Consider the following 18642-nt stretch of genomic DNA (forward strand, 5'->3'; position numbering starts at 1 on the left):
CGATGATGAAAATAAGCGATGGAAACTGGCTGATTCAGCCCGGTCTGAACGTGATTAACCCGCTTCAGGTGTTCGAGGTTGAACAGCAGGGCAATGAGATGATTGTCTACGTTGCGCCGCGAGACGTGCGTGAACGTACCTGGCAACTGGATACCCCATTGTTTACCCTGCGCCTCTTCTCGCCGCAGGAAGACGTGGTGGGCGTGCGTATGGAGCATTTCCAGGGGGCGCTGGATAACGGTCCGCATTACCCGCTAAATGTGCTGCAGGATGTGAAGGTCGAGATGCACAACACCGCCGAATTTGCCGAACTGAAGAGCGGCAATCTGAGCGTGCGCGTAACCAAAGGGGAATTCTGGTCGCTGGATTTCCTGCGTAATGGCGAGCGTATTACCGGCAGTCAGCTGAAAAACAACGGCTACGCGCAGGATACTCACAGCGGGCGTAACTATATGTTTGAGCGCCTGGATCTCGGCGTCGGGGAAACGGTATACGGCCTGGGCGAACGCTTTACCGCGCTGGTGCGTAACGGGCAAACGGTAGAAACCTGGAACCGTGACGGCGGCACCAGTACCGAGCAATCTTACAAGAACATCCCGTTTTATCTCACCAACCGCGGCTACGGCGTGCTGGTGAATCATCCGCAGTGCGTGTCGTTTGAAATCGGCTCTGAGAAAGTGTCGAAAGTGCAGTTCAGCGTGGAAAGCGAGTATCTGGAATACTTCGTTATTGACGGCCCAACGCCGAAGGACGTGTTGAACCGTTATACCCAATTCACTGGCCGTCCCGCGCTGCCGCCCGCCTGGTCGTTCGGCCTGTGGCTGACCACGTCATTCACCACCAATTACGATGAAGCGACGGTTAACAGCTTTATCGACGGCATGGCCGAGCGCAATCTGCCGCTGCACGTTTTTCACTTCGACTGCTTCTGGATGAAAGCCTTCCAGTGGTGCGACTTTGAGTGGGACCCGCTGACCTTCCCGGACCCGGAAGGCATGATCCGCCGCCTGAAAGAGAAAGGGCTGAAGGTGTGCGTGTGGATCAACCCGTACATCGGGCAAAAATCACCGATTTTCAACGAGCTGAAAGAGAAGGGCTATCTGCTCAAGCGACCGGATGGTTCCCTGTGGCAATGGGATAAATGGCAGCCGGGCCTGGCGATTTATGACTTCACTAATCCGCAAGCCTGTGAGTGGTATGCCAACAAGCTGAAAGGTCTGGTGGATATCGGCGTTGATTGCTTCAAAACCGACTTTGGCGAACGCATTCCCACGGATGTGCAGTGGTTTGACGGTTCCGATCCACAGAAAATGCACAACCATTATGCGTACATCTACAACAAACTGGTGTGGAACGTGCTGAAAGAAACCGTCGGTGAAGAAGACGCTGTCCTGTTTGCCCGTTCAGCTTCAGTGGGCGCGCAGAAGTTTCCGGTGCATTGGGGCGGCGATTGCTATGCCAACTATGAATCGATGGCGGAAAGCCTGCGCGGCGGGTTGTCCATTGGTCTGTCCGGCTTTGGCTTCTGGAGTCACGATATTGGCGGCTTTGAGAATACCGCCCCGGCGCACGTCTACAAGCGCTGGTGTGCGTTCGGGCTGCTCTCCAGCCATAGTCGTCTGCACGGGAGCAAATCCTACCGTGTGCCGTGGGCGTACGATAATGAATCCTGCGATGTGGTGCGCTACTTCACCGAGCAGAAATGCCGCATGATGCCGTATCTGTATCGCGAAGCGGCCCGTGCCCATGAGCAAGGCACACCGATGATGCGCGCGATGATGCTGGAGTTCCCGGACGATCCGGCGTGTGATTACCTCGACCGCCAGTACATGCTGGGCGATAGCGTGATGGTTGCGCCGGTGTTTAGCGAGGCGGGTGATGTGCAGTTCTACCTGCCGGAAGGACGCTGGACGCATCTGTGGCGTAACGACGAGGTGTCTGGCAGCCGCTGGCATAAGCAGCAGCATGACTTCCTGAGCCTGCCAGTCTACGTGCGTGAGAACACCCTGCTGGCGCTGGGCAGCAATGACCAGAAGCCGGACTACGCCTGGCACGAAGGAACCGCGTTCCAGCTGTTCCATCTGCAAGATGGCCGGGAAGCGGTGTGTGAAGTACCTGCGATGGACGGCTCGGTTATCTTCACGCTGAAGGCGACGCGTGTAGGTAATACCATCACTGTGAAAGGGAATGGTGAGGCACGTAACTGGACGCTGTGCCTGCGTAATATTCAGAAAATTGGCGGCATTAAATGCGGGTCGCATATGGGCAGCGAGCTGGGTGTAGTTATTACTCCACAGGGCAGTGAGCTGACGATTACCTTGTAAGCATGTGTCGATGTGGTGCCGGATGCGTTTTATCCGGCCCACGCTGCGAGCAGCATTCCAGATCTGAAAATCCCAAACATCCTGAATTAAATTTTTATCTCTGCATATTTGCGAGCGGTATCACTCTGATTCCCGCGAAAAATGTGATCTGCGCCGTAAATATCTCACTATTTCCTCTTTTTGTCTTATTTCTGTCCGGATTACTGGACACGATTTAGTATTGTTGGCGCATCGTAGTCCTCTTATATTTATCATCACGGATTACACGTGGAGCATAAGCGCTTCTTTAGATATTTAATCTGGTATGTAATAAGGGTAAATAATGCAAATGATTACCTCGCGACAAAACAGATTATTAAAGTTTCTTCTGTCTAAGAAGGAATATGTCACGCTGCTGAAAATTGCCGAGTATTTATCTGTTTCAGAGAAAACTGTGCAGCGCGATCTGCGCTTACTGGAACCATGGTTATCAGAATGGAAAATAACCATCGATAAACGTGCTGGTGCTGGGGTGATATTAAGTTCCGATAATATTACCGACCTTTTATATATGGACCAGTTATTAGGATCGGAGGGTGATGATACTGACGGCATGATGAATAATTCACGGCGAGTCAAGATAGCCTCGCAATTATTAAGCGAAACGCCGCATGAAACGTCGATCAGTAAATTATCCGAACGTTATTTCATTAGTAGCGCATCGATTGTTAACGATCTAAAAGTAATTGAATCCTGGATTACCCCACTGGGCCTGTCGTTGATTCGCAGTCAGAGCGGCACGCATATCGAAGGCAGCGAGAGCGGTGTACGCCAGGCGATGGCGTCGCTGATTAACGGCGTGATTAACCATAATGAACCCGGTAACGTGGTTTATTCACGCCTTGACCCGGGCAGTTATAAAGCCTTAGTGCATTACTTTGGCGAAGAAGATGTTTTATTTGTCCAGACGTTATTGCAGGAAATGGAGAACGACCTGTGCTGGTCTTTGGGCGAGCCTTATTACGTCAATATCTTTACCCATATTTTGATCATGATGTACCGCATCACGCGGGGCAATGCGCTGCCGAGAAAAGATGAAAATATCACCTCATGTGACGAGAATATTTTTTCCATTGCCAGCCGGATGATTCAACATATTGAAAAACGCATTGCCCACCCGCTACCGGAAGACGAAGTCTGGTTTATTTATCAATACATTATCTCTTCCGGCGTGGTAATTGAAGAGCATAACGACGTGAGCGTGATTGGCCATATGCACTCTAGCGACGAAGCGCGTTTGATTACCCATCGGTTGATTGCCTCCTTTGCCGAGATGGTCGACAGCGATCTTAGCCAGGACACGGCGCTGTATGACGGATTGCTGATCCACATTAAGCCGCTGATTAACCGCCTGAACTACCAGATCCGCATTCGTAATCCGCTGCTGGAGGATATTAAAGGCGAGTTGCAGGACGTGTGGCGTCTGACCCAGTGCGCGGTGAATCGGGTGTTTAGCGGTTGGGGCGAGCGGCCCGTGTCGGAAGATGAGGTGGGATATTTAACCGTGCATTTTCAAGCCGCAATGGAGCGGCAGATAGCGCGTAAGCGTGTGCTGCTGGTCTGCTCAACCGGTATTGGCACCTCTCACTTACTCAAAAGCCGTATTCTGCGCGCCTTTCCGGACTGGACTATCGTCGGCGTGGTATCGGCAGGCAGCCTGCCCTCCGTACTGACTGACGATATTGAACTGGTGGTATCGACGATAAATTTACCTGCCGTTGCTATGCCGGTCGTGTATGTCACCGCCTTTTTCAATGATGCAGATATTAAGCGGGTAACAGAAACGGTTATTACGGAAAAATTACATCGGGCGACGTCGCTGGTCGTCGAAAATTAATGTCTGAACTCCATGAGGTATGATTGATGGACATCACGAAAATACTCAATACAAATCGCGTTATTTTGGACATGAAGGCCACAAACAAAACGGAGGCTATTGAGGAACTGACGGATATTCTGCAGAAAGATGGGGCAATTAGCTGTCGGGAAACGTTTATTCAGGATGTCTGGCAGCGTGAATCAGAAGGCTCGACCGGCTTCGAAAATCATATTGCGATCCCGCACGGGAAATCCTCGGCAGTGGTCAATACCACGCTGGCAATTGGGCGTACCCGCCAGGATATTCCCTGGGAAACCCTGGATGGCAGCAACGTGCGCTGCATCATTCTGTTTGCCGTACGCCTTGAGGATCAAAATACTACACATATTCGTCTACTTTCGCAGGTTGCCGGCGCGTTGGCGGATGACGACATTATTGAACAACTGTTAGTCGAAAGCAGTCCACAGAAAATTATTGAGCTTTTTAGCCAATATGCTGAATCCAATGTCTGCTAAATAAAAAGTGGAGCATGTTATGAATATTGTTTGTGTTGCCGCCTGTACGGCGGGTATTGCGCACACCTATATTGCCCGTGAGAAGCTAATTAAAGGTGCTAAAACGCTTGGTCATAATATAAGAGTTGAAACCCAGGGAACTATCGGCACGGAGAACGAACTGCTGACAGAGGATATTTCTGCAGCTGATGTCGTAATTCTTGCTGTTGATGTCAAAATAAAAGGGGAGGAACGATTTTCAAATAAACGCATCGTACGAGTGAAAACCGAAATCGTCATAAAATCGCCCATTCAGTTTCTTGAAAAGGTCGAAAAATCATTAGTTAATAATAACCAGTAGCGATCCTCATTCTGGAGGGATTTCACATGAGTGAAAATAAAATTCCGCTATCTCAGGAAATAAAAAGACATTTATTAACGGGGATTTCGTGGATGATCCCGTTAATTGTCGCCGCCGGGATCTGTATTGCTCTCGGGCAAATACTTGGCGGCACTAACGTGGGTGAAAAAACAGGAACCATACCCTGGATGCTCAACCAGATTGGCGGCTGGGGGATGGGGTTAATCGTACCGCTGATCAGTGCGGCGATTGCGTACTCCATTGCCGATCGTCCCGGATTTGCGCCGGGCCTGATTGTCGGCTTTGTTTGCGGCGAAATTCATACCGGTTTTATCGGCGGGATGCTGGGCGGGTTCCTGGTCGGTTATACCGTACTGCTACTTAAGCGCTATATCCGTTTGCCACAGTCGATGCAGGGGCTGATGCCCATCATGGTGTTGCCGGTACTGAGTACCGTCATTGGCGGCCTGTTGATGATGACGCTGATTGGCAAGCCGATAGCCTGGCTGCAGGACGCGTTGATTCATCTGCTGGAGTCCATGCAGGGCGGATCCCGCTTTCTGATGGGCGCTATCCTCGGTGCGATGGCGACATTCGACTTCGGCGGACCGGTGAATAAAACCATGTCGCTGTTTGCTGACGGCATGCTGGTCAGCGGTGTGTACGGTCCGGAAGCGGTGAAGTTTGTTGGCTCGATGATCCCTCCGTTCGGCATTACGCTCTCTTTCCTGCTGACGCGTCACAAGTACACCCGTGCGGAACGTGAGGCGCTGAAGGCCGCATTCCCGATGGGGATCTGCATGATTACCGAAGGGGTCATTCCGATTGCGGCGCGCGACCTGTTGCGTGTGGTGGGCTCCTGCGTGGTGGCCTCGGCGATTGCGGGCGGCCTGATTATGGTGTGGGGTGTCGAAAGCCCGGTACCGCACGGCGGCATGTTTGTGGTTCCGCTCTTTACGCATCCGCTGCTGTTTTGCCTGGCGCTGGGGATCGGCACAGTGATTTGCGGTGTCATGTTGTCGCTGTGGAAGAAACCGGTGACCGAGCGTGACGAAGAGTTTGATGAACTCAGCGATCAAAAACTGAAAGACGAAGAGATCACCTTCACCCTGGAATAACCGGAGGCCGTATGTTTGCCGATATGAAAAGCATGGTGACGAAAGCCTGGCGCGAGCAGTACGCGCTGCTGGCCATTAACTGCATGAACCTGGAAAGCGCCCGCGCGGCGGTTCGGGTGGCAGAGAAACACCGTGCGCCCATCATTCTGAATCTGTATCAGGGGCATCTGGAGCATTTTCCGGCCCCGATAGCGGCTGCGGTTGTCAAAACGCTGGCAGAGGAAGCCTCAGTACCGGTCGCGCTGGCGCTGGATCATGGAAAGGATCCTGTACGCATTCGTCAGGCTTTTCGCGCCGGATTCAGCGGGTTAATGATCGATGCCTCCGCCTTTGCGCTGGAGGAGAACATTCGCCAGACCCGGGCAGTGGTCGAGCTCGCAGCCAGCGTTTCTCTGTGCGTGGAAGGCGAGCTGGGCCATCTGGCCGATGCTCCGCGCTATGACCATGCCGCTAACGCTGATTTGATGACTCAGGCCGCCGACGTGGAACCCTTTATCCAACAGACCGGGATCGATTTGCTGTTGGTGTCGGTGGGTACGGCACACGGCATGTACGCGCCGGGTATCACACCTGCTATTGATTTCCTGCGGCTGGAGGAAATAGCCCGGTTATCAACTGTACCTCTGGCGCTGCATGGCGGCAGCGGGACGCCGTTTGATCAGCTACAGCGTTGCCCGACGTTTGGCGTCGCCAAGATAAACGTTGGTGCGGCGGTTTTCGAAGCCGGAAAGGCTGCGCTACTGCATACCCTGTGTCGTGACACATCCGGTGAGCTCGTTGATGCCCTGGCCCTGATGGAGCAGGCCTGCGAGGAAGCCATTATTCCGTACCTGCAGGCCAGCGGCGCTATCGGCAAAGCCTGATTCATTTTCTGTAACGCCTTCTATGCCTCTGCGATGACGCACTGGCAGGGCTTTCTACACCCTGAAACTGGAGAATTAACATGTTAGTTTCGATGAAAGAATTACTGCAACCTACTCGTCAGCACGGTTTTGCTATCGGCGCATTCAACGTGGCGGACAGCTGCTTTGTACGTGCAGTAGTGGAGGAAGCGGAAGCGACCAATACCCCGGCGATTATCTCTATTCACCCCAGTGAACATGATTTTGTCGGCGATGCGTTTTTTAGCTATGTCCGCGATATCACTCTGCGTAGCCCGGTTCCCTTTACTCTGCATCTGGACCACGGCGCTTCGGTTGAGCATGTGCTGCGGGCGATTCAGTGTGGGTTTACCTCGGTGATGATTGATGGCTCGCTGCTGCCGTATGAAGAGAACGTGGCGCTGACCCGCGAAGTGGTCAAGCTGGCGCATGCGGTAGGTGTTTCTGTGGAAGGGGAGTTGGGTACGATTGGTCAGACCGGGACGTCAGTGGAAGGCGGCGTGTCGAAGGTTACTTATACCGATCCTGCTCAGGCAGAGGATTTTATCGCCCGAACCGGTGCAGACACGCTGGCGGTGGCGATTGGAACCGCGCACGGGATCTACCCGAAAGGGATGCAGCCAGAGCTGCAAATGAATATCCTGCGCGACATCGCCGGGCGTGTGGATATTCCGCTGGTGCTGCACGGTGGTTCCGCGAACCCGGATGCGGAAATTGCCGAATCCGTCACGCTGGGTGTTGGCAAAATCAACATTTCCAGCGATATGAAATATGCCTACTTCCAGAAAGTCCGCGAAATCCTGGCAAAAGAAACCTGGTGGGACCCGAACGTAATCTACCCAGAAGCCATTAGCGCCGCGCGGGACGTGATCCGCCACAAAATGAAATTGTTCGGTTCAACCGGCAAAGCATCACTTTACTAACGGCATGCTGGCGGGGCGACCCGCCTCTTTCGCAACAAGGAAAAGTGGAATGAAGCGTTCACATATTAATTATGCCGTCGATAAAGCGCATGCCATCGCCGAGACTTTTCGGGTCTGTCTGCCTGATTTTGCGTATTTTACGATCGATGCCTGGCGGCAACAGGATCAATCTCTGTGGCGTGAAGTGCGCGATCTCCAGCTGGGCTGGGATATTACCGACTTTGGGCGTGGAGATTTTGCGCAAACGGGACTGACGTTACTGACGTTGCGCAATGGCCAGCTAGGGTCAGCGGGTTATCCCAAACCGTATGCTGAAAAGATGCTGCAAATTCAGCAGGATCAGCAAACGCCATGGCATTTTCATCGCCATAAAATGGAAGATATCGTGAATCGCGGCGGCGGTGACTTATGTATGCAGCTGGCATGGGCCGCGCCTGATGACGGGTATGACGCACGGCGTATTGTTGAAGTTAGCGTCGATGGTCAGCGGCGTACCGTTGACGCTGGCGAGACGCTGGTATTGAAACCGGGACAGGGGGTGTGCCTGCCGCCGCGCTTGTATCATCGCTTTTGGGCGGAGAAGGCGTTCGTGCTGGGCTGGGAAATCTCGATGGTCAATGACGACCAGCATGACAACCACTTTCTGGAACCTGGCGGTCGCTTCCCGGCGATTGAAGAGGATGAGCCGGTGAAGTGGCTGTTGTGCAGTGAATATATTCGTTTATGAGCGTGAGTAAGCCCGGTAAGCGAAGCGCCACCGGGCAATAAATTATTGCGCAGGTGGTGGTGCTGTGACTTCACTCCCTGAAACCACACCCGCCTGCATAGTCTGCGTGACCTGCTGTTTCTCCACGTTCACCGCATGCAGTTGCCCGCTGACCGTTGGCTTGAGCGGCGCATCGGCCTGAATATTGCCGCTGGCGGTAAGCTGAATATTACCATCGCCGGAAAGCGGCAGTGCGGGCCAGCCCCACTGCTGCAGGATCGTCATTGGCACGCCGCGTCCGTTCAGGCTGATCTGAGCCTGGCGCTGAGGCAACTGCGAAATACTGGCAGTGGCCTCCAGCAGCCCTTTTTCCGCATAGGCGCTCAGTTCACTGATATTGATGGTGCTGTTGTTCGCCGTCAGCGCCAGCGAAGGACGACGTACATCCGTGCGGTTAAAGGTAGCAGCAGCGGCGTTGAGGGTGGCGCTCCCGCTCCAGATCCCCCACTGATTGTTCTGTACCAGCCCGAGGTTAGCGCCGTAACCGTCAAGCGCGGTGAGCTGCCACGGGAAACTCGGGTCGATATCAATTACCAGATTGCGGCTGGCGCTGAATTTCTTCAGCGTCAGGCTGTTTAGCCATGTTGGCAGAGGTTTCATCCACTGCTGCTTCCAGTTTTCCGGCAGCGTGTATTCCAGACCGGCAATCGCGGCATCATCGAGGACCAGCGCTTTGTTGCTGCGTAGCCAGTTTCCGGATGTTCTGACCATACCGCCTTCCCAGCGGGTGGTGAACTGGCGCAGCGCAATACCCTGTGGTGAGAACTCGGCGTTCAGAATCGGATCGAAGAAGTGCAGAGAGCCGTAGATAAACTCGCTGGCGTTCATCGACAATTTTCCTTCCTGAGTTTGCCAGTCGTCCTTGCTGAAGGTCATGTTGCGCAAGCTCAGATCGAGATCCGTCACCGCCCAGTCAGGGCCTTGCAGACGGGCATCCGTTACTTCCAGACGACCAATTTGCAGGGAAGGAATGGTGCTTAACGGGGCAAAAAAGTCGGCCAGCGATTTGTCGCTTTGCAGCCGGATATCGTTCAGGCGCAGATTCTCCACTACCCAGCTCCCGTCGGCATTGCGTTGCGCTACGCCGGTTAATGCTCCACGCGCCACGTCTGCGCCAATATTGCTAAGCGTCACCCGGTCATGGTCAATGCTGCCTTCAATCAAGACGTTGGTGGTCGGGACATCGTTGAGCGTCAACGAACTGGCGCTGAGCTGAATTTGCGCTTTGCTGCCGAGAATTTTACCTGCCTCAGGGCTCCAGGGGATGACACCGCCGTTAACGCGCTGGGCGCTGAGGTTCCACTCGCTACCGGGGCTGTTAAGCGCCATATCCTGCAATTGCAGGCGATCGGCCTGAAACGGCAACGGCGCGGTTTGCTGGGAAAGATTCAGCGTGCCGTTTTGCAACAAAATGGTGTCTACGTGCAGCGGGTCGGTGATTTGTCGGCTACTGAGTCCAATATCGACCGTTTTGGCGACCAGCGTGGCGGGCTGACCATCCCGGCCAAAGGTGACGTTTTCCAGCAGAATATGGGAAGGGGAAGAAAACCGGTGATCGATGGCATCAAAGGCCAGATGGTAGCTGCTGTTCTGTGAAACCCAGGCGCTGACGTGCTCTGCGCCCCAGCGGGTTTGCAGTAGAAAATAAAGGCCGAGGATCGCCACTGCAAGGGCGATCAGCACGTAAAGAAGCAGCTTTCCAATAAATTTCATGGTCTTCCATCCCGCGAAGTGCACATAGTCAAGTTATGCACGATTTAGACGCAATGCTCAAGGCGGGAATGGTGAAAGAGCGTTACAGCGGCGTTGATTCAGAATCAACGCCGCATTTTGCTTATTGCTTTTCTGGTGGGAACACCAGGTTCAGAACGATAGCGGTAATGCCGCCTGCGGCAATGCCGGAAGAGAGTAGGTTTTTCACCCAGTCCGGGGCGAACTGCAGGATCAACGGCTGCTGGGAGACGCCCAGGCCGACGGCCAGCGACAGCGCGATAATCAGAATCGCGCGGCGGTTCAGTGGCTCGCGGGACACAATACGCACGCCGGATGCGGCGATAGTACCGAACATTACCAGCGTTGCCCCGCCCAGTACTGGCTCAGGAATATGCTGTACAAAACCGCTGACCGCCGGGAACAGGCCCAGCGCGATCAACATCAACGCCACCACAAAACCGACGTAGCGGCTGGCAACGCCAGTTAACTGAATAACCCCGTTGTTCTGTCCAAAACAGGAATTCGGGAAGGTGTTGAACACAGCGGAAACAAACGAGTTCAGACCGTTCGCCAGCACGCCGCCTTTCAGGCGTTTCATATACAGCGGACCAGAAACCGGCTGCTCGGAGACATCAGAGGTGGCCGTAATATCGCCGATGGTTTCCAGCGAGGTGATCATAAAGACCAGCATCAGCGGCAGCAGTAAACTCCAGTCGATACCCAGGCCATAATACAGCGGCGTTGGCACCATTAGCAGGTCCTGGCTTACCGGTGCGGTATTTTGCGGCAGCATGTCCATAAACCAGGCCAGCAGATAGCCTGCCGCCATCGCAATCACCAATGACGCAACACGCAGGTAAGGGTTGCGTTGACGGTTAAGCAGGATGATTAGTGCCAGTACCACGCCTGCCAACAGTAAATTCTTCGGTGCACCAAAGGTGTTGTCGCTCATTGCGGCATAGCCACCACCAATCGATGTCAGACCCACCTGAATCAGCGACAGGCCGATAATCATCACCACCACGCCTGAGACCAATGGGGTAATGATCCGCCGCGCCAAATGCAGTACGCGTGAGATAACCATCTCGGTGCAGCTTGCCAGCATCAACGTACCGAACAGCGCCGCCATCATGGTTGGGACATCTGCGCCACCGGTTTTTAGCGCCGTACCGCCCATAATCAGTGGCGCAACAAAATTAAAGCTGGTGCCCTGAATGGATAGCAGCCCTGAGCCTACCGGCCCCCAAGCTTTGATCTGAATGATAGAAGCTACGCCGGAGGCGAACAGCGACATACTGATAATGTGTTGAGTATCCTGAGCCGGTAAACCAAGCGCCTGGCAAATTAACAGAGCGGGAGTAATTACCGCGACGAACATGGCCAGCAGATGCTGACAGGCGGCAAATAAGGTCTGGGCTAACGGGGGGCGATCTTCAAGACGGTAAATCAGTTCACTGTTGTGAGTCTGCGCAACCGGTTGCGCATTTGTTGACTCTACGGCGTTAACGGACATCAGAGGCAATCCCATGGTGGAAAAGCGGTGATTTTATCTGACCAGGGCGGAAAAGCAAACGTTTGCTAGCAGGTATTCTTAATATTTAAAACGGATAAACAAACATTTTTATATAACTTTTCATCATTTTCTGCTTAAAATCCACCCCGAAAACTCAATAAGAGCTAAAAATCGGTCTGGAATGCATCGTGCGTGATTGTGCTAAACGCACTAATGGAGCTGTAAATGTTTTATCTCGATACGTTATCAACGCTGGTTGCGGCAACCCTTGTGTTGCTGCTGGGACGTAAGCTCGTCCAGTCTGTTTCCTTCCTGAAAAAATACACCATTCCCGAACCCGTAGCGGGCGGCCTGCTGGTGGCGATTGCGCTGCTGGTGCTGAAAAAAAGCATGGGTTGGGAAGTTAACTTCGATATGACCCTGCGCGATCCGTTGATGCTGGCCTTCTTCGCCACTATCGGTCTGAACGCCAATATCGCAAGTTTGCGTGCTGGCGGCCGCGTGGTGGGTATTTTTCTGATTGTGGTTGTTGGCCTGTTGCTGATGCAAAACGCCATCGGTATTGGTATGGCGACCCTGCTGGGTCTGGACCCGCTGATGGGTCTGATCGCTGGCTCGATCACCCTCTCTGGTGGACACGGAACCGGGGCCGCATGGAGCAAGCTGTTTATTGAACGTTATGGCTTCACCAATGCGACTGAAGTGGCGATGGCTTGCGCAACGTTTGGTCTGGTATTGGGTGGGCTGATTGGCGGCCCGGTGGCACGCTATCTGGTCAAACACTCCACCACGCCAGACGGTATGCCGGACGATCAGGCTGTGCCGACCGCATTTGAAAAGCCGGACGTCGGACGCATGATCACCTCACTGGTGCTGATTGAAACCATCGCGCTGATCGCTATCTGTCTGACGGTGGGTAAAATCGTTGCGCAAATGCTGGTTGGGACGGTGCTGGAACTGCCGACCTTCGTTTGCGTGCTGTTTGTTGGGGTGATCCTCAGCAATGGTCTGGCGCTACTGGGCTTTTACCGGGTGTTCGAACGTGCGGTTTCTGTGCTGGGTAACGTTAGTCTGTCACTGTTCCTGGCGATGGCGCTGATGAGCCTGAAGCTATGGGAACTGGCTTCTCTGGCCTTGCCGATGCTGGCAATCCTGGTTGTGCAGACCATTTTCATGGCTCTGTATGCGATATTCGTTACCTGGCGCATGATGGGTAAGAACTACGATGCCGCTGTGCTGGCTGCCGGACACTGCGGTTTTGGCCTCGGCGCGACGCCGACGGCGATTGCCAACATGCAGGCGATTACCGAACGCTTTGGGCCATCCCATATGGCGTTTCTGGTGGTGCCGATGGTGGGGGCATTCTTTATCGATATCGTCAACGCGCTGGTGATTAAGCTGTATCTGCTGTTACCGATTTTTGCGCAATAACGGCTGTGCGGCGGGGTAACATCCGCCGCCGCTATGAATCGACTATGCGTTGGAGTAGCGTTCGGTTTCCGGCATCCAGCGCTCTATTAGCGCCACGGCCTGTTGCGGATAGCGTTCGTGAATATGGCGAGCAATGCGCTGAACTTCCGGGATAATCGCCTGATCACGCAGTAGATCTGCGACCTTGAATTCTGCCGTTCCGGTCTGGCGAGTACCTAACAGCTCGCCGGGGCCGCGAATCTCTAAATCTTTTTGCGCAATCACGAACCCGTCGTTGCTGTCTCGCAGAACCTGCAAGCGTTTCTGCGCGGTTTTAGACAGCGGTGATTTGTACAGCAGGACGCAGTGGGAGGCCACCGCGCCACGACCTACGCGGCCACGTAGCTGATGCAGCTGGGCCAGGCCCAGGCGCTCCGGGTTTTCAATAATCATCAGGCTGGCGTTTGGCACGTCCACGCCCACTTCAATCACCGTGGTGGCAACCAACAGATGCAGTTCACCCTGCTTAAAGGCCGCCATTACTGACTGCTTCTCGGCGGGCTTCATGCGCCCGTGTACCAGGCCAATATTGAGTTCTGGTAGCGCCAGTTTAAGCTCTTCCCACGTCGCTTCTGCCGCCTGAGCTTCTAACAGATCAGACTCTTCAATCAGCGTACAGACCCAGTATGCCTGGCGCGCTTCGTGGGTACAGGCGTTGCGCACGCGATCAATGATGTCGCTGCGGCGGGTATCCGGAATGGCGACCGTGGTGACCGGGGTACGTCCCGGTGGGAGTTCATCAATTACTGAGGTGTCGAGATCGGCATAGGCGGTCATCGCCAGCGTGCGCGGGATTGGCGTGGCAGTCATGATGAGCTGGTGCGGGTGGAAACCCTGCTGCTGACCTTTTTCCCACAGCGCCAGACGCTGATGCACCCCGAAGCGGTGCTGTTCGTCGATGATAACCAGTGCCAGACCGTTGAACTGAACCTGTTCCTGGAAAATTGCATGAGTACCGACAATCATCTGCACCTGACCGCTGGCGATGGCTTCCTGTTGCGCCAGACGCGCTTTGCCTTTCTGCTTGCCCGCCAGCCAGCCCACTTCAACGCCCAGCGGCGCGAACCAGCTGCGGAAGTTATTCGCATGTTGTTCAGCCAATAATTCGGTGGGGGCCATCAGCGCAACCTGCTTCCCATGTGCGATAGCGCGCAGGGCGGCTAACGCCGCAACCAGCGTTTTACCGGAGCCGACATCACCCTGTACCAGGCGCATCATTGGGACATCCAGTGCCATATCACGTTCGATCTCAGCGGTAACGCGAGCCTGTGCGCTAGTCGGTTTAAATGGTAGCGCCGCCAACAGCTTATCTTTCAGCGCATTGTTTGCGCTCAGCGGCTGGGCATGAAAACGCTGCGCCCCGGCGCGTAATGCCAGCATGCTGAGATTATGCGCCAGCAGTTCTTCGAGAATCAGGCGTCGTTGCGCCGGATGTTGTCCTGTTTCCAGATCGCTGAGTTGCAGCGACGGTGGGGGGCGGTGCAACGTGCGCAGTGCTTCGGGCAGGCTCATCATGCCCTGTAACAGCTCTGGCGGCAGCAGTTCGGCAATGGCGCAAGTATCGAGCAGATCCAGTGCCTGATCGGTCAGCTTGCGCAGCGTGGCCTGCTTCACGCCTTCGGTAGTCGGATAAACAGGGGTAAGCGTTTCCTGTAATTCCGGCGTGCTGAGATCGCCCTGCACACGGTATTCCGGGTGGATCATCTCTGCGCCGTATTTCCCGCGTTTGGCTTCACCGTAGGCCAGCACCCGGCGACCGGTGGCGAGGCTGTTTTTCATTGCTGCGCTGAAGTTGAAAAAGCGCATGGTGAGAATGCCGGAGCCATCGCTGATCTGACAGGTCATCATCCGGCGGCCACCGAAGGTGATATTGCAGTTCAGCACTTCGCCTTCAACGGTGGCATAGACGCCCGGCAGCAGTTCGCCAATTGGGTACAGATGGGTACGGTCTTCGTAACGCAGGGGGAGGTGTAGCAGGAGGTCCTGTACGGTGTGCAGGCCAATTTTCGCCAGTTTACTGCTTTGCGCTGCGCCAACGCCGGTCAGAGAGTTGAGTGGGATGGCATCCAGTAAACGGCCTTTCATCGCGTTTATCTCGCAGACTGCATAGTGGCCCACCACGTTGCATCGGCTTCAATTTTGCCCTGCGTGTTTACGTGAGGGTAGGGAAGACCTTTGCGCTTAGCGACATTCGCCAGCACCGGATAACCGCCTTCAAACAGTAAGCGCTGCTGCTCGTCTTGTGGCAGCATGCTGTTTTCTCGTCGGTACATCCCAGCGTTTTGCCGCTGGCGTTGTGCTTCGTACAGAATCAGCGCGGAGGCGACCGAAACGTTCAACGACTGCACCATGCCAGTCATGGGAATGATGATGTCCTGATCAGCCAGATCCAACGCTTCCTGAGTGATGCCGGTTTTCTCCTGGCCCATCAGGATGCAGGTGGGGCGCGTGTAATCAATATCGCGAAAATCCACGGCTTTATCTGACAGATGAGTTGCCAGAACCTGCATGCCGCGGTTTTTTAAATGTGAGACCGCATCGCCAATAGTAAGGTGAGTTTTCACCTGCACCCAACTGTTGCTGCCTGCGGCAGAAGAGGCCATGGTGCGCATACGACTACCCGGCCAGACGGCGTGGACTTCATGCACGCCGACCGCATCTGCAGTACGAATGATAGCGGAAACGTTATGAGGTTTGTGGACCTCTTCCATGCAGACGGTCAGATCGGGCTGACGACGTGCGAGCATCTCGCGGATACGTGCATAGCGCTGTTCATTCATAAGACTAGTTTCGGTTACGGGTGACTTTTATTACGTCCGGCATGACGCGAATTTTGCGCATGATATTCGCCAGGTGCACGCGATCGCGAGCGGTCAAGCGAATAAAGGCGCTATAGACGCGACCATCTTTCTCTTCCGTATTCAGGCTTTGAATATTGGAGGTGGTCGTGTTGATTGCCGCCGTCAGGTTCGCCAAAGCACCCTGGTGGTTAAACATATCCACCTTAATCTCAGTGATGAATTCCTGCTCTGTTTCTTTATCCCATTCCACCGCCATAAATTTCTCTGGCTCTTTCTGGTAGCCACGAATATTACGGCAGGACTCATGGTGAATCACCAGACCTTTACCCGGACTGACGTGGGCAATGATGGGATCGCCTGGAATTGGACGGCAGCATTTCGCGAAGGTGATCAGCACGCCGTCTGCACCTTTGATCGGCAGATGACCATGGCCAGATTGTGCCGGTACGTTCGCTGTTGCTTCGCCCTGCTGGAGGTTTTTCGCTACCACCACGCTCATGGCATTACCCAGACCGATTTCTGCGAGCAGATCGTCAAGAGTGGCGAGCTTCATGCGCTCAAGCTCACGCTGGATGCTCTCTGGCGGGATCTCAGCCAGTTTACGGCTACCGCCCAGGGCATGGTTGAGCAGTCGACGGCCCAGACTGACGGAATCATCGCGCTTGAGGTTTTTCAGCAGTTGGCGAATCTTGGCGCGCGCTTTCGAACTGACGACGAAGTTGAGCCACGCGGCATTCGGGCGCGCACCCGGGGCGGTAATAATCTCAACTGTCTGACCGCTAAAGAGCGGTTGTGAAAGCGGGTAAGGCTGTCTGTCGACGCGCGCGCCGACGCAAGCGTGACCGATATCGGTATGCACGGCGTAGGCGAAGTCGACAGGCGTTGCACCGGCGGGCAGTTCGACAATGCGCCCTTCCGGTGTGAAAACATAAATCTCATCCGGGAAGAGATCAGATTTAACGCTTTCAATAAATTCAAACGAGCTACCGGCGCTCTGCTGCAGTTCCAGCAGGCTTTGCATCCAGCGCTGAGCGCGGATTTGCGCAGTGGTGCTGCTTTCGCCGCCGTGCTCTTTGTAAGCCCAGTGCGCTGCGACACCCATCTCTGCCATCTGGTCCATGTCTTCAGTGCGAATCTGTACTTCAACCGGGACGCCATGAGGGCCGATCATTGAGGTGTGCAAAGACTGATATCCGTTCGCTTTTGGGATGGCAATATAGTCTTTCACGCGGCCAGGACGTGGTTTGTACAGGCTGTGCATCTGGCCGAGTACGCGATAGCAGGTATCGGAATCATGAACGATGACGCGAAATGCGTAGATATCCATGATGGAGTGAAAACGCTGCTCTTTGAGCACCATTTTGCAGTAAATAGAGTACAGGTGCTTCTCACGCCCGCTTACGCGACACGGAATACCTGCCTCCTGCAAACGTCCTTCGATTTCCGAGAGGATTTTTTGGATCATCTCTTTGCGGTTGCCGCGAGCGGCTTTAACCACTTCTTTAATCACGCGATAGCGGTTCGGGTACAGCGCTTCAAAACCCAGCTCTTCCAGCTCGGTTTTAATGTGATGAATACCTAAACGGTGTGCCAGCGGACTATAGATTTCGAGGGTTTCACGGGCGATGCGGCGACGCTTGTCCGGGCGTAATGAGCCCAGCGTGCGCATATTGTGGGTACGGTCGGCAAGTTTGATGAGAATGACGCGGATATCCTGCACCATCGCCATAATCATCTTGCGAAAGTTTTCGGCTTGCGCCTCTTTCTTATCGCGAAACTTAAGCTTATCAAGCTTCGATACCCCTTCTACCAGCTCTGCAACGCTTTTACCAAAAAGCTGTTCCATGTCCTGATAGGTGGCTGGGGTATCTTCAATCACGTCATGCAGCAGTGCAGCCATCAGCGTTTCGTAGTCGAGTTTCATCTCGGCCAGAATACAGGCTACCGCTACCGGGTGCGTGATATAGGGTTCACCGCTTGAACGTGTCTGGCCCTCGTGAGCGTCACGTGCAACGAGATACGCCTGCCGAAGACGCTTAATCTGGTCTTCCGGCAGGTAGTTTTGAATCAGTTGATTCAGGCTTTCAAACAGATACAAGGGCGACCCGCTTTGTGATTAACGACGACCTTCAGCAATAGCGGTAACGGCTTGTAATTCAGCGGCTTCCTGCTCTTGCTGTTCCTGGCGCTCACGCACGTCGAGGATCTGGTTGTTGATCAGACCTTCTTCGATTTCGCGCAGCGCGATAACGGTAGTTTTATCGTTTTCTTCCGGTACGAGCGGATCCTTTCCGCCTACCTGCATCTGACGAGCGCGACGCGCGGCGACCAGTACCAGGTCAAAACGGTTACCAATTTTCTCTACAGCGTCCTGAACAGTTACGCGTGCCATACTTAAAATGCTCCACAGGTGAAGAAAT

General features: G+C 54.2%; 15 protein-coding genes. 9 read left to right on the forward strand and 6 right to left on the reverse strand.

What is annotated here, in order from left to right; genetic code table 11:
- Positions 1-5 precede the first annotated feature (5 nt).
- From yicI to GFB57_RS05050, 8 genes are all read left to right on the forward strand, one after another.
- Positions 6-2324 carry an alpha-xylosidase gene (gene yicI / locus GFB57_RS05015; RefSeq protein WP_003024003.1) on the forward strand — a complete coding sequence of 773 codons (2319 nt, stop codon included), beginning with the start codon at positions 6-8 and terminating at the stop codon, positions 2322-2324.
- Positions 2325-2646: 322 nt separating this feature from the next.
- On the forward strand, positions 2647-4200 hold the full coding sequence (locus GFB57_RS05020) for a PRD domain-containing protein (RefSeq protein WP_003024005.1): 1554 nt from the start codon (positions 2647-2649) through the stop codon (positions 4198-4200).
- A 26-nt stretch (positions 4201-4226) separates the two neighbouring features.
- Complete coding sequence (locus GFB57_RS05025) at positions 4227-4697, forward strand: fructose PTS transporter subunit IIA (protein ID WP_003024008.1); 471 nt, start codon at positions 4227-4229, stop codon at positions 4695-4697.
- 19 nt (positions 4698-4716) lie between these two features.
- A complete protein-coding gene (locus GFB57_RS05030; protein ID WP_003024011.1) occupies positions 4717-5037 on the forward strand; it encodes a PTS fructose transporter subunit IIB in 321 nt (106 codons plus the stop codon).
- Between the two features lie 26 nt (positions 5038-5063).
- Complete coding sequence (locus GFB57_RS05035; RefSeq protein WP_003837581.1) at positions 5064-6155, forward strand: PTS fructose transporter subunit IIC; 1092 nt, start codon at positions 5064-5066, stop codon at positions 6153-6155.
- 11 nt (positions 6156-6166) lie between these two features.
- Positions 6167-7018: a class II fructose-bisphosphate aldolase gene (locus GFB57_RS05040; protein WP_290366940.1), complete on the forward strand. Its 852-nt coding sequence runs from the start codon at positions 6167-6169 to the stop codon at positions 7016-7018.
- An 80-nt stretch (positions 7019-7098) separates the two neighbouring features.
- The gene (locus GFB57_RS05045) at positions 7099-7959 is read left to right on the forward strand and encodes a ketose-bisphosphate aldolase (protein ID WP_003024018.1); all 861 of its coding nucleotides are present in this window, start codon (positions 7099-7101) and stop codon (positions 7957-7959) included.
- Positions 7960-8008: 49 nt separating this feature from the next.
- Positions 8009-8686: a D-lyxose/D-mannose family sugar isomerase gene (locus GFB57_RS05050; RefSeq protein ID WP_003024020.1), complete on the forward strand. Its 678-nt coding sequence runs from the start codon at positions 8009-8011 to the stop codon at positions 8684-8686.
- Positions 8687-8728: 42 nt separating this feature from the next.
- On the opposite strand, the gene GFB57_RS05055 is transcribed toward GFB57_RS05050, so the two are convergent.
- Together GFB57_RS05055 and xanP are read right to left on the reverse strand one after the other, a co-directional pair.
- A complete protein-coding gene (locus tag GFB57_RS05055) occupies positions 8729-10438 on the reverse strand; it encodes an AsmA family protein (protein WP_003024023.1) in 1710 nt (569 codons plus the stop codon).
- A gap of 121 nt (positions 10439-10559) precedes the next feature.
- Positions 10560-11951, reverse strand: coding sequence for a xanthine/proton symporter XanP (gene xanP, locus GFB57_RS05060; protein ID WP_003024026.1), 1392 nt, complete (start codon positions 11949-11951; stop codon positions 10560-10562).
- 225 nt (positions 11952-12176) lie between these two features.
- Here xanP and gltS point away from each other — a divergent pair, with 225 nt between their 5' ends.
- Entirely contained in the window at positions 12177-13382 is a 1206-nt protein-coding gene (gene gltS / locus GFB57_RS05065; protein WP_003024029.1) for a sodium/glutamate symporter, read from the forward strand.
- A gap of 42 nt (positions 13383-13424) precedes the next feature.
- Here gltS and recG read toward each other — a convergent pair whose 3' ends face one another.
- Genes recG through rpoZ form a run of 4 tightly spaced genes read right to left on the reverse strand, consistent with a single transcriptional unit; the run spans position 13425 to position 18614 of the window.
- Positions 13425-15506: an ATP-dependent DNA helicase RecG gene (gene recG, locus GFB57_RS05070; protein ID WP_003024032.1), complete on the reverse strand. Its 2082-nt coding sequence runs from the start codon at positions 15504-15506 to the stop codon at positions 13425-13427.
- Between the two features lie 5 nt (positions 15507-15511).
- Positions 15512-16201 (reverse strand): tRNA (guanosine(18)-2'-O)-methyltransferase TrmH, encoded by a 690-nt coding sequence (gene trmH, locus GFB57_RS05075; RefSeq protein WP_003024036.1) that lies wholly within the window; start codon positions 16199-16201, stop codon positions 15512-15514.
- A gap of 4 nt (positions 16202-16205) precedes the next feature.
- Entirely contained in the window at positions 16206-18320 is a 2115-nt protein-coding gene (spoT, locus tag GFB57_RS05080; RefSeq protein WP_003024038.1) for a bifunctional GTP diphosphokinase/guanosine-3',5'-bis pyrophosphate 3'-pyrophosphohydrolase, read from the reverse strand.
- An 18-nt stretch (positions 18321-18338) separates the two neighbouring features.
- Positions 18339-18614 (reverse strand): DNA-directed RNA polymerase subunit omega, encoded by a 276-nt coding sequence (gene rpoZ, locus GFB57_RS05085; protein ID WP_000135058.1) that lies wholly within the window; start codon positions 18612-18614, stop codon positions 18339-18341.
- Positions 18615-18642 lie beyond the last annotated feature (28 nt).

The organism is Citrobacter sp. S39 (assembly GCF_009495675.1).
Classification (GTDB): domain Bacteria; phylum Pseudomonadota; class Gammaproteobacteria; order Enterobacterales; family Enterobacteriaceae; genus Citrobacter; species Citrobacter freundii.